The sequence below is a fragment of the Herbaspirillum sp. DW155 genome (assembly GCF_037076565.1).
GTDB lineage: Bacteria > Pseudomonadota > Gammaproteobacteria > Burkholderiales > Burkholderiaceae_D > Herbaspirillum.
Genome location: NZ_AP029028.1, coordinates 466112 through 481356 on the forward strand (window position 1 = coordinate 466112; position 15245 = coordinate 481356).

General features: G+C 64.2%; 12 protein-coding genes and 1 pseudogene. 7 read left to right on the forward strand and 6 right to left on the reverse strand.

Annotated elements, in window-relative coordinates; translation table 11 throughout:
• The 3 genes from AACH55_RS02105 to AACH55_RS02115 all read right to left on the reverse strand — a co-directional run bounded on the left by AACH55_RS02105 (position 1) and on the right by AACH55_RS02115 (position 3129).
• Positions 1 to 1131, reverse strand: a complete 1131-nt coding sequence (locus AACH55_RS02105; protein ID WP_338717752.1) for a molecular chaperone DnaJ — start codon at positions 1129 to 1131, stop codon at positions 1 to 3.
• Positions 1132 to 1209: 78 nt separating this feature from the next.
• Positions 1210 to 2115 carry a carbohydrate kinase gene (locus tag AACH55_RS02110; protein ID WP_338717753.1) on the reverse strand — a complete coding sequence of 302 codons (906 nt, stop codon included), beginning with the start codon at positions 2113 to 2115 and terminating at the stop codon, positions 1210 to 1212.
• Between the two features lie 51 nt (positions 2116 to 2166).
• Positions 2167 to 3129, reverse strand: a complete 963-nt coding sequence (locus tag AACH55_RS02115) for a sugar-binding transcriptional regulator (protein ID WP_338717754.1) — start codon at positions 3127 to 3129, stop codon at positions 2167 to 2169.
• Between the two features lie 340 nt (positions 3130 to 3469).
• Between AACH55_RS02115 and AACH55_RS02120 the strand changes: the two genes are divergently transcribed.
• From AACH55_RS02120 to xylB, 7 genes and pseudogenes are all read left to right on the forward strand, one after another.
• On the forward strand, positions 3470 to 4825 hold the full coding sequence (locus tag AACH55_RS02120; protein ID WP_338717755.1) for a sugar ABC transporter substrate-binding protein: 1356 nt from the start codon (positions 3470 to 3472) through the stop codon (positions 4823 to 4825).
• Positions 4826 to 4971: 146 nt separating this feature from the next.
• The gene (locus tag AACH55_RS02125) at positions 4972 to 5946 is read left to right on the forward strand and encodes a sugar ABC transporter permease (protein WP_338717756.1); all 975 of its coding nucleotides are present in this window, start codon (positions 4972 to 4974) and stop codon (positions 5944 to 5946) included.
• 32 nt (positions 5947 to 5978) lie between these two features.
• A pseudogene (locus AACH55_RS02130) lies at positions 5979 to 6758 on the forward strand (carbohydrate ABC transporter permease); the annotation flags it as partial.
• Positions 6758 to 7483, forward strand: coding sequence for an HAD-IA family hydrolase (locus AACH55_RS02135; protein WP_338717758.1), 726 nt, complete (start codon positions 6758 to 6760; stop codon positions 7481 to 7483). The pseudogene AACH55_RS02130 and the gene AACH55_RS02135, both read left to right, overlap by 1 nt.
• 44 nt (positions 7484 to 7527) lie before the next feature.
• Entirely contained in the window at positions 7528 to 8646 is a 1119-nt protein-coding gene (ugpC, locus tag AACH55_RS02140; protein WP_338717759.1) for a sn-glycerol-3-phosphate ABC transporter ATP-binding protein UgpC, read from the forward strand.
• Between the two features lie 37 nt (positions 8647 to 8683).
• A complete protein-coding gene (gene dalD / locus AACH55_RS02145) occupies positions 8684 to 10117 on the forward strand; it encodes a D-arabinitol 4-dehydrogenase (protein ID WP_338717760.1) in 1434 nt (477 codons plus the stop codon).
• A 62-nt stretch (positions 10118 to 10179) separates the two neighbouring features.
• Positions 10180 to 11652: a xylulokinase gene (xylB, locus tag AACH55_RS02150; protein WP_338717761.1), complete on the forward strand. Its 1473-nt coding sequence runs from the start codon at positions 10180 to 10182 to the stop codon at positions 11650 to 11652.
• A gap of 18 nt (positions 11653 to 11670) precedes the next feature.
• Here the strand turns inward: xylB and AACH55_RS02155 are convergent, their stop codons facing one another.
• From AACH55_RS02155 to AACH55_RS02165, 3 genes are all read right to left on the reverse strand, one after another.
• Entirely contained in the window at positions 11671 to 13233 is a 1563-nt protein-coding gene (locus AACH55_RS02155; protein WP_338717762.1) for a methyl-accepting chemotaxis protein, read from the reverse strand.
• A gap of 160 nt (positions 13234 to 13393) precedes the next feature.
• Positions 13394 to 14197 (reverse strand): BPSS1780 family membrane protein, encoded by an 804-nt coding sequence (locus AACH55_RS02160; protein WP_338717763.1) that lies wholly within the window; start codon positions 14195 to 14197, stop codon positions 13394 to 13396.
• An 11-nt stretch (positions 14198 to 14208) separates the two neighbouring features.
• Positions 14209 to 15162: a homoserine kinase gene (locus AACH55_RS02165; RefSeq protein ID WP_338717764.1), complete on the reverse strand. Its 954-nt coding sequence runs from the start codon at positions 15160 to 15162 to the stop codon at positions 14209 to 14211.
• Positions 15163 to 15245: the final 83 nt, after the last annotated feature.

A 15245-nucleotide genomic window follows, 5' to 3' on the forward strand; every position in this document is an offset into this window, starting at 1 on the left:
TCAATAAAGCCCGTCCTCATCCCACAGGCGGGCGCGTTGACGTTTGGCATGCTTGAGCCACAGCTTGATGTGCTGGACATCGCCGAAGTCAGCCAGCTGGCTTCGCACATGCTGTCGCTCCTCTCGCATCACGGTCAGGTCCTTGTTCAGGTTGCGCACGATCATGGCTGGATTGACGCGCGCATGGGGTGAGAGGCCGAACGACTGTTTGAAGTGCATTTCGACATGACGAATTTCCTGATCGAGCTCGCCCAGTTGCTCCTTCAGGATCTGGTTGTAGTGGACCAGACGTTCTTCGTGGATGCCGTTGAGGGCATGCTGATCGATGTGCTCCAGTTCGAGCTGTAGTTCGAGCAATCTGAGCAGATCGTTTTTCTCGTAGGCCTGATTGACTTGCTGCATCAGCATGGTCTTGCGCTCACGCTCGCTGGCGTCGGGCTCGCGGTCAGGGTGCAAGGCGCTGGCGAGCTTGCGATAGACCTCGCGGATGGACTTGCTCAATTCGGTGCGTTCGGCTTCCTTCTTTGTTTCTGCTGCCTGCTGGCGGGCCGACTTCTTGCGGCTGGCGCGCCTGGCTTCTTCCCGGGCCTGCTCGGCAGCGAGATATTGGCGCTCCTTTTCATCGAGGACGGCTTGCAGCTTTTCCATCATCTCCTCTGGCGAGGCGCCGTCGAGTTCGTCCCCCAGATCCATATCCAGCGCTTCCTCCATCGCTTGCTTCATATCGTCGAGGTCGGCTCTTGCTTCGCCATCGTAGTCCGAGCCGCTGTGCTGGTTATAGATCAGTTTCAATTCGATATCGTCGGTATGGCGAAGCGTGGCGAAAGCCATATCGGCAATGATCTCCGAGAGCGTCACCCGCTCACCCTTGGTCAGCCCTTTTTGCGACCAAGCTTCATGCAGGCGATGGATGGACTGGATGTGGAGTTCACGCAATTCCTGGTCTAGTGGAATGAATTGCTCTGCATACTTCTTATGAAAGTCCGAGGAGCTTTTGTCCCATTCCAGGAGTCGTGCGCGCCGTGTTTTGATCTTGGCGATGAGATCGTTGAAGCGTCGTTGCGCGGGCGACAGGGGGGCGCTCTGTTGCGAGTCGGAGATCGTGACAGCTTGTTCGGTGGATTTTTTCATGGACTGAGGGGACGGAGTGCATGCCGCATTCTAGGCAGTGGACGACGCGCCGACAAGCGCCGTCGCGCTCTTGCCGATTCAGCCGTGTTCGATCATGGCCTGCACTTCGTCCCAGGTGGCGGCATAGGCACCGGCCTTGGAGGCCGCAATGGCCGCGCCGGCTGCCGCGCATTGCAGGTGGACCTGCGCCGGTGCCTCCGGCTGGCGCAGCTGGCTTGCGATCCAGCCGCCCATGGAGGCGTCGCCGCAGCCGACCGTATCGACGACATCGACGCGATAGGCCGGCTGGTCGATGAACTGCTGCCCCTTGATCCACTGCATGCCCCTGGCACCCAGGGTGTAGAGGATCTCCGCCTGCGGGGCCAGCGATTGCAAGGTGGCCAGCGCATTGCCGTCACCGGGGAAGAGACGCTCCAGGTCTTCGTCGGACACCTTCACGTAATGCGACAGCGACAGCAACTGCTGCAACAGGATGCGATAGGACGGGCTGTCCATGAGCTTGCGCCAGTTGGGATCGAAGGCGATCTTCTTGTTGCGCAGCGCGGCTTCCTGTGCGATCTGCAAGAGGCGCGAGGCCAGCGGTTCGCGGGCCAGGCTGATGCAGCCGAAGTGCAGCACGCGGGCCTCGTCCATCCAGCCGGCCGGCAGGCGTTGCGGGTCGAAATGCAGGTCGGCGCTGTCGTCGCCGATGAAGAAATAATCGGGCGGCGTGGTCGAGGTCACCATGGCCAGCAGCGGTGCCTTGGCGTGCTGCTGGGTGAAGCGCATGTCCAGCCCGGCCGCTTCGGTGAGGGCGTACAGCTCGGCGCCGAAGACATCGGTGCTGACGCTGCCGGCATAGCCGGTGGGCACGCCCAGGCGGGCGGCGGCGCGCGCCACGTTCCAGCAGGCGCCGCCGGGAATGGCGCGCCACTGGCCGTCAGGCTGGCGGATGAAATCGGTCAGGGCTTCGCCGAAGACGACGAATGCGGCGCTCTGGGTCATGCTGGTCTCCGTGGGTTTGTCGTTGTGTGAGGGAGGGAAGGCGTAATCGGTTCAATCCTGCAAGGCGTGGCGTGCGCAGGTTTCATCGGTGACCAGGCCGGTCAGCCAGCCGCCGCGCAGGGCTGCGCGCACGGCATCGGCCTTCTTGCTGCCGCCGGAAAAGGCGATCACCGGCCGCTGCGGCTGCTGTGCCAGCGGCGGCGTGGTCACACGGGCCGCCAGCGACGAGGGCAGCATGGCACCGTCGACGTCAAAGGCGTGGCAGATCATTTCACCGATGGCACCCTGGCGCTGCAGGTCGGCCACTTCCTCATCGTCGATGAAACCGTCTTCGTGCATCGCACCCTGCAGGGCGATGGTGCCGATGCCGAGGAAGGTCACATCGGCGCGCTCGGCCAGGCCGGTCACGATCTTGTAGGCGCGGTGGTTGCACCATTGCTGGCGGTCGCGTTCGCTTTCGGCCACGCGCGGGGCGGGCAGCAGGTAGAAGCGCGCGCCCAGTTTTTCGGCCGCCTGCAGGGCTACATCGTAGCGGTTGGCCGAACCGTCGGAGGCGAAGGCGCCAATCATCGAGACGATCTGGTGTTGCGGGCGCTCCAGTTCCGACAGGCGCTCGATGGCCGCCTTGAGCGTGCGGCCCGAGCCGACGTTGACCACCAGCGGTGCCTCCGAACTGAGGTATTGCTCCATCACTTCGGCGCCGGCCACGGCCAGCATCTGCTGCACTTCCTGCGATTCGTTGGGATTGTCCGCACCGCCAGCGCCCGGCACTACCCGGCAGACTTCCAGCCCGTAACGCTCCTGCAGGCCCTGCGCCAGTTCCAGGCAGGACGAGACCGGATGGGTGATCTGCACCCTGACCAGGTTGGCATCGGCCGCATAGGCCACCATGCGTTGCGCCATCTGGCGCGAGATACCTAGCCGTTCGGCGATTTCGTTCTGGGTGTTGCCGGCCACGTAGTACATCCACGCGGCGCGGGCGGCCAGGTCCAGTTTGGAGGCGCTGCTAGACATGTTCTCCTTGCCAGCCGGCCCGGCCGCGCTGGCGGGCGCGGGCTTGTGCTGTCCTTGAAATTGATTGTGGTTGATTGTGGCTGATGGTCGTCAATCCCCGATGGGTCGACATTTTACGGCTTGTTGCCCACTTCATTATTGCCAAGCTTGGGCAATTGCTCAATCAAAAAGCAAATGCTTGACACAAATTCGAGAATCGATGAATATTTGCCCATAAAATAATATTTGCTCAAAAAGTCGTTCACGAAAACCGCCTTCCCCTGCATGTGTGCACGGGCCTCACCGGCCGTTGCCACCCAGGAAGAACGTGCAGGAGGGCACATAACATTCGGAGACCAGCATGTCCAAACTCGTGCGCACCCGTGCGTCCGGCTTCACCCGCCTTCGCTTCACCCTGGCCGCTGCGGCCGTCTCGGCCCTGTTTGCGGCCGGCCTGGCGCAAGCCGAGCCGGTGACGCTGAACATCGCGTCCATCAACAATCCCGACATGATCGAACTGCAGAAGCTGGCACCGGCGTTCGAGAAGGCCAATCCCGACATCAAGCTGCGCTGGGTGACCATGGAAGAGAGCGTGCTGCGCCAGCGCCTGACCACCGACATCGCCACCAACAGCGGCCAGTTCGACCTGATGACCATCGGTGCGTATGAAGCGCCGATCTGGGCCAAGAAGGGCTGGCTGGCACCGATGAGCGGCCTGCCGGCGGACTATGATGAAGCCGACCTCATCAAGCCGGTGCGCGAAGGACTGACGGTCGACGGCAAGCTCTATGCGCTGCCGTTCTACGCCGAAAGCTCGATGACCTACTACCGCAAGGATCTCTTCGAGCAGAAGAAGCTGACCATGCCGCAGCATCCGACCTGGGACGAAGTCGCCAGGCTGGCCGCGCAACTGCATGACCCGGCCAAGGGTGTCTACGGCATCTGCCTGCGCGGCCGCGCCGGCTGGGGCGAGAACATGGCCATCATCACCACCATGGCCAATGCCTGGGGTGGCCGCTGGTTCGATGAGCAGTGGCAGCCGCAGCTGTCTTCGCCGGAGTGGAAGAAATCGGTCAACTTCTATGTCGACCTGATGCGCAAATACGGCCCGCCGGGAGCCAGCTCCAACGGCTTCAATGAAAACCTGGTGCTGTTCTCCAGCGGCAAGTGCGGCATGTGGGTCGATGCCACGGTGGCCGCCGGCATGCTCTATCACGGCAAGGATTCCAAGGTGGCCGACAAGACCGCCTTCGCGCCCGCGCCGCAGCAGGTGACCGACAAGGGTTCGCACTGGTTGTGGATCTGGTCGCTGGCCGTGCCGAAGTCCTCCAAGTCGCAGGAAGCCGCCAAGAAGTTCGCCGCCTGGGCCACCTCCAAGGAATACATCAACCTGGTGGCAAAGGATTCGGGCTGGGCGCTGGTGCCGCCGGGTACGCGCAATTCGACCTATGCTTCGGCCGAGTACAAGAAGGTCTCGCCCTTCTCCGACTTCGTGCTCGATGCGATCCAGACTGCCGACGCCAACAAGCCGACTCTGAAACCGGTGCCCTATACCGGCGTGCAGTTCGCCACCATCCCCGAGTTCCAGTCGATCGGCACCGTGACCGGCCAGGCCATCGCCGGTGCGCTGGCTGGCAAGACCAGTGCGGATGCGGCGCTGGATGCCGCCCAGGCACAGGCGGTGCGGATGATGCGTCAGGGCCGCTACATCAAGTAAGCGCTGTCTATCCCTGGCATGCATAGCGATGCATGCCCCCTGCGCGATGTGATCGGCATGCCTGCATGTCGATCTTCATCCGCGCCGTCCTCCCGGCCGCCCGCAATTTGTTGGCGCGGCGGCCGCACAGATATGCCGAGGCCGCCATGTCCACGCTCCACTCCACCCAGGTGTCGTCCACCTCACCGATGATGCAGAGTTCCTCCCAGCCCGCTGCGCGAACGCAGCGCAACAGTGCGCCGCGCAAGGAGCGCTTCAATCCCATCCGCCTGATGCAGACGCCTTCGGTACTGATCCTGCTGGCCTGGATGATCGTACCGCTGGCGATGACCATCTATTTTTCGGTCAATCGCTACAACCTGATGGCGCCCGACCAGACCGGTTTCGTCGGTCTGGAAAATTATGTCTTCCTGCTGCAGGACCCGGCCTTCTGGCCCTCCATCGGCAACACGGCGCTCCTGATCGGTTCGGTGCTGGCCATCAGCGTGATCGGCGGCACCCTGCTGGCGGTGCTGTTCGACCAGCCTTTCCGCGGACGCGGCATTGCGCGCCTGCTGGTCATCGGTCCCTTCTTCGTGATGCCGACGGTAGCCGCGCTGATCTGGAAGAACATGATCATGCATCCGGTCTACGGCATCCTCGCCTACGTGATGCGCCATCTCGGACTGGAACCCATCGACTGGCTGGCCGAGTATCCGATGCTGTCGGTCATCATCATTGTCGCGTGGCAGTGGATTCCGTTCGCCTTCCTGATTCTGCTGACCGCGCTGCAGTCGCTCGATACCGACCAGAAGGAAGCCGCCCAGCTCGATGGCGCAGGGCCGGTGCGCATCTTCTTCTACATCGTGCTGCCGCACCTGAAGCGCGCCATCACGGTGGTCATCATGATCGAGACCATCTTCCTGCTGTCGGTGTTCGCTGAAATCTTCACGACCACGGCAGGCGGTCCCGGCACGGCCACCACCAACCTGACCTTCCTGGTCTATTCGATTGGCCTGCAACAGTTCGATATCGGCATCGCGTCGGCGGGCGGCATCTTTGCGGTGGTGCTGGCCAACATCGTCTCGTTCTTCCTGGTGCGCATGCTGGCCAGGAACCTCAAGGGAGTCAACGAAAAATGAGCGATCCAAAGAAAAGCCCCCTGTGGGTGGCGCTGCTGGGCTGGGCCTGCGCCATCGTGCTGTTCTTCCCCATCTTCTGGGTGGCGGTGACGGCCTTCAAGACCGAATCCCAGGCCTATACGCCCTCGCTGATCTTCCTGCCGACGCTGGACACCTTCCGCGAAGTCTTCAGTCGCAGCCATTACCTGGGCTATGTGCAGAATTCGCTGATCGTCTCGCTGGGCTCGACGCTGCTCTCATTGCTGTTGGCGGTGCCGGCTGCTTACTCGATGGCCTTCTTCCCGACCGGCCGCACGCAGAAGCTGCTGCTGTGGATGCTCTCCACCAAGATGATGCCGGCCGTGGGCGTGCTGATCCCCATCTATCTGCTGGCCAAGAACACCGGCATGCTCGATACGGTCACCGGCTTGACCATCATCTATACGCTCATCAACCTGCCCATCGCGGTGTGGATGGCCTTCACCTACTTCAATGACGTGCCCAAGGAAATCCTCGAAGCGGCGCGCATCGATGGCGCCAACGCCTGGCAGGAAATGCTGTACCTGCTGCTGCCCACCGCCATGCCGGGCCTGGCATCGACCGCCTTGCTGCTGATCATCCTGTCCTGGAACGAGGCCTTCTGGAGCCTGAACCTCACCAGCGTGAATGCCGCGCCGCTGACGGTCTTCATCGCTTCGTACTCCAATCCGGAAGGCCTGTTCTGGGCCAAGCTGTCGGCCGCGTCGCTGCTGGCGATCGCGCCCATCATGGCGCTGGGCTGGCTGGCGCAGAAGCAGCTGGTGCGGGGCCTGACCTTCGGGGCGGTGAAGTGATGACGGCGCGGCCCGCGATTACCCATCTGATCTGCGACTGCGACGGCGTGCTGCTCGACAGCGAAAGCATCGCCCTGCGCGTGTTGCATCGTGAACTTTTGCCGCTGCTGCCCGCCTGGAGCGGGGCCGACGATGAAGCGCAGGAAGCGCAGCGCAGCCACGCCCTGCATAGCGCCATCGCCCATCGTCTCGGGATGTACACCGACATCCTGCTGGGCGAAGTCGATATGGAATTCGAACTGGGGCTGGATGCGGCCCAGGCCGAGCGCATCCACCAGACCGTGGCCCTGGCCTGCGGCGAGCAGGCGCAGCCGGTGCCGGGTATCGCCGAAGCCTTGCAGGCGATCCGCCTGCCGCGCGCAGTGGCCAGCAACAGCGACGTGCCGCGCATCGAAGCCGGTCTGCGCCGCTGCGGCCTGTATCCGCAATTCGCCGGCCGCATCTACAGCGGTCATGACGTGGCCCATCCCAAGCCGGCCCCGGATGTGTATCTCGCCGCCGCTGCCGGCTTCGGTGTCGATCCGGCGCGCTGCGTGGCGGTGGATGACAGCGTGACCGGCGTGCGCGCAGCCGTGGCGGCTGGCATGCATGTGCTGGGCTTCACCGGCGTGGCGCATGACCGCAAGGCGATGGCGCGCAAGCTCAAGGACGCCGGCGCGCACCACGTCTTCGAGGACATGCAGCAGTTTCCGCAACTGGTGAGTGAATTGATCTGGCTGCGCTGAGCAGGCAGCGCGCAGTCCCCCTACAAGAGAACGAGGAGAACCCCATGGCAGCCGTGAGCATCAGGAACCTGGCCAAGCGTTATGACGACAACGAAGTCATGCGCGACATTAATCTGGAAATCGAAGACGGCGAATTCGTCGTCTTTGTCGGCCCCTCGGGCTGCGGCAAGTCGACCTTGCTGCGCATGATCGCCGGGCTGGAAGAGATCAGCGATGGCGATCTCGACATCGGCGCGCGCCGCATGAACGAGGTGCCCGCTTCCAAGCGCGGCGTGGCGATGGTGTTCCAGTCCTATGCGCTGTATCCGCACATGAGCCTGTACGACAATATGGCCTTTGGCCTCAAGATCGCCGGCAAGTCCAAGGCCGAGATCGATGCCGCCGTTCAGCATGCCGCGAAAATCCTGCACATCGATCACCTGCTGGACCGCAAGCCCCGTGCGCTCTCCGGCGGCCAGCGCCAGCGCGTGGCCATCGGCCGCGCCATCACGCGCCAGCCCAGCGTGTTCCTCTTCGACGAGCCGCTGTCGAATCTCGATGCCGCGCTGCGCGTGAAGATGCGGCTGGAATTCGCCAAGCTGCATGATGAGCTCAAGACCACCATGATCTACGTCACCCACGACCAGATCGAAGCCATGACCCTGGCCGACAAGATCGTGGTGCTCTCCGAGGGCCGCATCGAACAGGTCGGCTCGCCCCAGCAGCTCTATCACCATCCGGCCAATCGCTTCGTGGCCGGCTTCATCGGTTCGCCCAAGATGAACTTCATCGACGGCACCGTGGCCGCCGTGCAGGCCGATGGCGTGCAGGTGCAATTGCCCGGTGGCGGTCTTCAATGGGCTGCCGTTGATGGCAGTGCGTTGCAGGTCGGCCAGAAGGTCACGCTGGGCGTGCGGCCCGAACATCTCAACATCGCGCAAGGGCAGGCCGCATTGCAGGCGCGTTGTACGGCACTGGAGCTGCTGGGGGATTTCTCTTACCTGTATGCCGCCTGCGAAGGCAGCGAGGATGCGCTGATCCTGCGCGTGCCCGACAGTCTGGATCCGCCGCACGGCAGCGTCTTGCCGCTGGCCGCCGATCCGGCGCGCTGCCATCTGTTCGGTGCCGACGGTCAGGCCTTGCCGCGCCTGGCGTCGGGCGTGGCGGCACAGCGCCCGCATTGATTCCTCCGCATCTTCACCTCATCGACAAGGACCAGGCATGACCCGCACCGCCACCTCCATCGACCAGGACGCCGCCGACAGCCTGACCTGGCTGCACATCGGCGCCGGCTCTTTCCACCGCGCCCACCAGGCGGTCTACCTGAATGCGCTGCGCGAGAGCGGCGTCGACCGCCGCTGGCAACTGGCGCTGGCCAACATCCGCGCCGACATGAGTCCGCTGCTCGAAGCGCTGGCCCGCCAGCAGGGCCAGTACACGCTGGAGACCGTCACGCCCCAGGGCGAGCGCAGCTATCAGCGCATCGCCGCCATCGGCCGCATCCTGCCGTGGGATGAACGGCTCACGCAACTGATCGCCGCCGGTGCCGAAGAACGCACCCGCATCATCTCCTTCACCGTGACCGAAGGCGGCTACTACCTCGATCACCACTACCAGCTAGACACCAGCAACGCCGACCTGGCCGACGACCTGCGCTGTGCCCTCGATGGCAGCGGCGCGCCGCGCACCATCTACGGCGCCATCGCCGCCATCCTGCGCGCGCGCAGCCAGGCCCATCCGCAGGCGGCACTGACCCTGCTGAACTGCGACAACCTGCGCCACAACGGCGAGCGTTTCCGGGACGGCCTGCGCCAGTTCCTGACGCTGCGCGGCGAGAGCGCACTGGTGGCCTGGATGGAGGCGTACACCAGCAGTCCCAATGCGATGGTGGACCGCATCACCCCCCGCCCCACAGCGGCGGTTGCGGCCCGTGTGAAAGAAAAGACAGGTATCGACGATCCCTGCGCCCTGATGGGCGAGTCCTTCATCCAATGGGTGATCGAAGACGACTTCAAGGCCGGTCGCCCGCGCCTGGAAGCGGCCGGCGTGGAGATGGTGCAATCGGTGTTGCCCTATGAAGAAGCCAAGATCCGCATCCTCAACGCCAGCCACAGCTGCATCGCCTGGGCCGGTACGCTGGCCGGGCTGCAATACATCCACGAAGGCACGCTGCGCGACGACATCCGCCAGATGGCGCATGACTATGTAACGCAGGATGTGATCCCCTGCCTCACGCCCAGCCCCATCGATCTGGCGGCCTACCGCGATACGACGCTGGCGCGCTTCTCCAATCCGGCCATCCAGGATACCAACCAGCGCGTGGCCGCCGATGGCTATTCCAAGATCCCCGGCTTCATCCGTCCGACCTTGCAGGAGAGCCTGGCCGCCGGCCGCGATCCGCAAGCCACTGCCATGCTGCCGGCCTTGTTCCTGGTGTTCCTGCAGCGCTGGGCCGCTGGTCAGCTGCCTTACGAATACCAGGACGGCATCTTCGACGCCGCCGCTGCGCGCCGCATGCTGGGCGCCGATGACGTGGTGCAGGCCTTCTGCGCGGATGCCGTGCTGTGGGGCGAACTGGCTGGCGATGCGCGGCTGGTGGCGCTGGTGCGCGCGGCCTATGGGCGCGTGCAGCAGTGGCTGGCGCAGCCGCAGTGAGGCTGCGTTTGTGGCCCAGGCATCATAGAATTGCCGTTCAATAACGAATAACGAGGAGCACCATGTATCTTGGGATCGACCTGGGTACGTCCGAGGTCAAGGCGGTGGTGATCGATGAAGCGGGCGCGCTGGTGGCATTGGCCGGCAGCACGCTCAACGTCTCGCGTCCGCATCCGCGCTGGTCCGAGCAGAGCCCGGCCGACTGGTGGCAGGCCACCTGTGCGACCGTGGACAAGCTGCGCGCGCAGCTCGGCAGCGAGCGATTCCGCAGCATCCGCGCCATCGGCCTGTCGGGCCAGATGCATGGGGCCGTGCTGCTGGACGAGCACGATGAGGTATTGCGTCCTGCCATCCTCTGGAGCGATTCGCGCAGTGCGCCCGAATGCGCCGAGCTGGAACGTCGTGCGCCGCGTCTGCACGGCATCGCCGGCAACCTGGCCATGCCCGGTTTCACCGCGCCCAAGCTGATGTGGGTGGCGCGCCATGAGCCGCAGCTGTTTGCGCGCATTGCCACCGTGCTGCTGCCCAAGGACTGGTTGCGTTTCATGATGACGGGGCGCAAGGTCTCCGACCCTTCGGATGCAGCTGGCACGCTGTGGCTGGATGTGGAAGGCCGCAACTGGTCCGACGAATTGCTGGCCGCGTCCGGCATGCGGCGCGATCAGATGCCGGCGCTGGTCGATGGCAGTGCGCTCTCCGGCCCGCTGCTGCCTGCGGTGGCGCAGGCCTGGGGCTTGCGTGCGGATGTGATCGTGGCCGGTGGTGCCGGCGATGGCGCGGCCAGTGCGGTGGGCATCGGTGCGGTCAAGCCGGGGGATGGCTTCCTCTCGCTGGGCACTTCCGGTGTGCTGTTCGTGGTCAATGACCGCTTCCGTCCCAATCCGGGACGGGCCATCCACGCCTTCTGTCATACCCTGCCGCAGCGCTGGCACCAGATGAGCGTGATGCTCTCGGCGGCCAGTTGCCTGCGCTGGTTCTGCCGCTTGTGTTCGGTCGATGAGAAGAGCCTGCTGGCCGAGATCGAACAACTCGACGAGGAAGCGCGCAACAATGCGCCGCTGTTCCTGCCTTACCTGTCCGGTGAGCGCACGCCGCACAACGATCCTTATGCCACCGGCGTCTTCCATGGATTGACGCCGGAGCACCAGCGCGCCGCGCTCGGCTATGCCGTACTCGAAGGCGTGGCCTTCGGCATGGTCGATGGACTGGATGCCTTGCGCGCGGCCGGCACCGATGTGGCCGAACTGTCGCTGGTAGGCGGCGGGGCGCGCAGCCCCTATTGGGCACAGTTGCTGGCCGATGCGCTGCAGGTGCGCATCGTCACCCATGTCGGCAGCGAGGCCGGTGGCGCGCTGGGTGCCGCGCGCCTGGCCTGGCTGGCCGATGGCGGCGAGGAAGCCGAGGTGTGCCGCAAGCCGGCGCAGCAGGCGCAGTACCAGCCCGATGCGGCCCGTCATACGGCCTTGCAGGTGCGCCTGCAACGTTATCGGGCCATCTATGCGCCGTTTGCGCCATTGCAGGCCGAAGGCGGTTGAGCGGTTTCCCCTGCGCGTTTATTTGCGCTGGAACTTGAACACCGAGATCGCCTGCAACAACCGCATGGTCTGCTCTTCCAGGCTGGTGGCCGTTGCGGCGGCTTCCTCCACCAGCGAGGCATTCTGCTGGGTACTGGCATCCATCTGCGTGATGGCTTCGTGAACCTGGTTGATGCCGGCGCTCTGCTGCTGGGTCGCTTCGTTGATCTCGCCCATGATGGACGAGACCCGCTGCACCGAGGCCACGATGTCGCGCATGGTGCTGCTGGCCTGCTCGACCTGGCGATTGCCCACTTCCACCTTGGCCACCGAGTCATCGATCAGTTGCTTGATCTCCTTGGCCGCTGCCGCCGAGCGCTGCGCCAGCATGCGCACTTCCGCAGCCACCACCGCAAAGCCGCGTCCCTGTTCCCCGGCGCGCGCCGCTTCCACTGCGGCGTTGAGCGCCAGGATGTTGGTCTGGAAGGCGATGCTGTCGATCAGGCTGATGATGTCCACGATCTTGTTGGAAGATTCACTGATTTCGTTCATCGTCCTGCCCGTGCTGGCCACGGCCTCACCACCGCGCATGGCAATCGATGAGGCGGTGCCCGCCAGCGTATTGGCCTGGCCGGCGTGGTCGGCGTTCTGGCGCACGGTAGAGGCGAGCTGGTGCATGCTCGATGCGGTTTCTTCCAGGTTGGCCGCCTGCTGTTCGGTGCGGCGCGAGAGGTCCGTGTTGCCGGTGGCGATTTCGCGCGTGGCCTGGTTGATGGTCTCGACGTTGGAGCGCACGTCGCCGATGATGGCCGTCAGGTTCACGTTCATCTGGCGTAGTGAGGCCAGCAGGCGTCCCAGCTCATCATGGCGGCTGGTCTCGATGCGCACCGAGAGGTCCCCACCGGTGATGGCGTGGGTGATGTCCAGCGCCTGCTGCAACGGCTTGATGAGGGCCGCGCGCAGGGCGATCCACTGCACGATGGACAGCAGCGCTGCGACTGCCGCCAGCGCACTGATCCACCATTGATGCAGCGCCACCATGCCGGCCAGCACCACGGCGATCTGGATGGCCAGCATCACGCCCATGGACAGATTCAGCCGCGTATTGAGCTGCATGCGCGCGAGCCTGCCCAGCCATCCCGCCAGCCCGGTACGTACCACTTCCCCGCGATGCAGGGCAATGCCCTTGGCCTGGCCGCGGCGGATACTGGCGTAGAGCTTGTCGGCGGCCTCTACCGCCGCGCGCTCGGGCTTGGTCCGTACCGACATGTAGCCGACCACCTGGCCGCTCTCGCGGATGGGCGTGACGTTGGCGCGTACCCAGTAATGGTCGCCGTTCTTGCTGCGATTCTTGACCAGCCCGGTCCAGGGCAGGCCGCCCTTGATGGTGGCCCACATGTCGGCGAAGGCTTCAGCCGGCATGTCGGGATGCCGGATGAGATTTTGCGGGGCGCCCAGCAATTCCGCTTCCTCGAAACCGCTGATCTCGATGAAGTAGGGATTGACGTAGGTGATGTTGCCCTTGAGATCGGTCTTGGAAACGATGGCCTTGCCATCGATGAGCAGGCGTTCCTGCCCCGTGACGGGCATGTTCATGCGCATCTTGTATCCCCTGTGCTGAGAAGCTGCGTGGTGAAGGAAAGTCCAGCTGGCGGGGCGGCGGGAGGACAGGCAGCGTTCCCCCCTTCCTTGCAAACGCTTCTTGCCCGACGCGCCAGGCAACGACAGCCTGGCGCAGGTCCTGCCTGACGGGAATCAGACGTCAGGCGACGGGATTGTCTCCGTTGGGCGGGCCGTCGGATCCTCTGCGGGGCTTTCCGAAGACGCTAGTGTAGGTCGGATAGAAGGAACAGTACATGATGACTGTCAGGATTATCGAGATCGGCAGCAGAATGAAGAAGACCGCCGTGAGGCTCCCGGTCAGGAGCGTGATGACCATGCTGATCACGGTCGGCACCACGATGGCGATCAGGATCCACGCAAAGCCATAGACCAGGAACGCCCCCCCGGCGCGGCGCACCGTGAAGAAGCTGTAGAACAGCGCCTTCCCCAGCGACATCTGCTGCCACATGATCAACGGTGCCGCATACCAGAAGGCCATCGCCGCCGGCACGTAGAGGGCGGCCGCCACCAGCATGGCCATACGCATGCTGCCGGCGGCGCTTTGCAGTTCATCGGCCGACAGGCCACCGCCCATCATGGCCTTCCAGAAGGTGCCGCCATCGGCCAGTGCTGAGGCCGCTACCACCACGGTCGCCATCAGCAGATACAGCAGGCCCAGTTTCAGCAGCGTATTGCGCGCCGGACTGCGGAAACCCACCAGCAGCAGGTTGGGGAACACCCGTTCACCGCGCTCGATCTGGGCGCAGGCCTGCATGAAGGACATCGAGAACAGCGGGATCAGGATCAGCGGCAGCATCTGGCCGAGCACCGGGATGATGCCCAGGGCCAGCATCAGGAACATGTAGGCCAGAAACAGCGTGGAGATCTCGGCCGGTTGCTTTCTGAACAGGACAAAGCCCTGTTTGACCCAGGTCCAGCCGGTGTGTGCGGGGATCTTTTCCATAGCTCCAGTGGTTACAGCGCCGGGGGCGCATCCTGGATGCGCAGACGCAGGATGCGTTCGAAGTGCGTGGGATCATGCGGCGTAAGCATCTCGGCTTCGCGCGGCAGGTAGAAGTCATACAGGCGCGAGAGCCAGAAGCGCAGCGCGGCGGCGCGCAGCATGGGCTGCCAGGCCGTGCGCTCGGCGTCCGAGAACGGACGTACGGCGGCATAAGCGGCCAGCATGGCGTCGCTGCGGGCGGTATCGAGCACGCCCGTGGGCAGGTCCACGCACCAGTCATTGACGGTCACGGCCAGGTCGAAGAGCCAGGTATCGACGCCGGCAAAATAGAAATCGAAGATGCCCGAGAGCTGCTCGCCCAGGAACATCGCATTGTTGCGGAACAGGTCGGCATGCACCGGCCCGCGCGGCAGGGCGCGGTACTCGGCGGTGGCGGCGAAGTCCTTCTGGTACTGCACTTCGCTGGCCAGCAGCGCGCCCAGTTCGGCCGGCAGGAAGGGCAGCACCGCGGGCGTGGTTTCCAGCCACCAGGCCAGGCCGCGCAGGTTGGGCTGCAGGATCTTGAAATCCTTGGCCGCCAGATGCATGCGCGCCAGCATATCGCCCAGGGCGGCGCAGTGCACCGGTTGCGGATCGAGCTGGGACTGGCCTTCGAGCTTGCTGACGATGGCGGCAGGCTTGCCGTTGAGCAGGTTGACGATGGCCCCCTGGTCATTGGCCACCGGCGCGGGCACCGGAATGCCGCGCTGGGCCAGGTGGCGCATCAGTTCGAGATAGAAGGGCAACTGTTCGATATGCAGTTTTTCGAACAGGGTCAGCACGTATTCGCCACGTTCCGTGCCGATGAAGAAGTTGCTGTTTTCGATGCCCGAGGAGATGCCCTTGATCGAGGTCGCGCGGCCGAGCGGGAATTGTGCAATCCAGTCCGAGAGTTGTTCCAGACTGACCGGTGTAAAGACTGCCATGACGAAAATGAAAAGAGGATGCTGACTGAGGCGCGCCGCAGGCAAGTCCTGCAGCCGCGCGAGACGGACGGCAGATGCGCCGC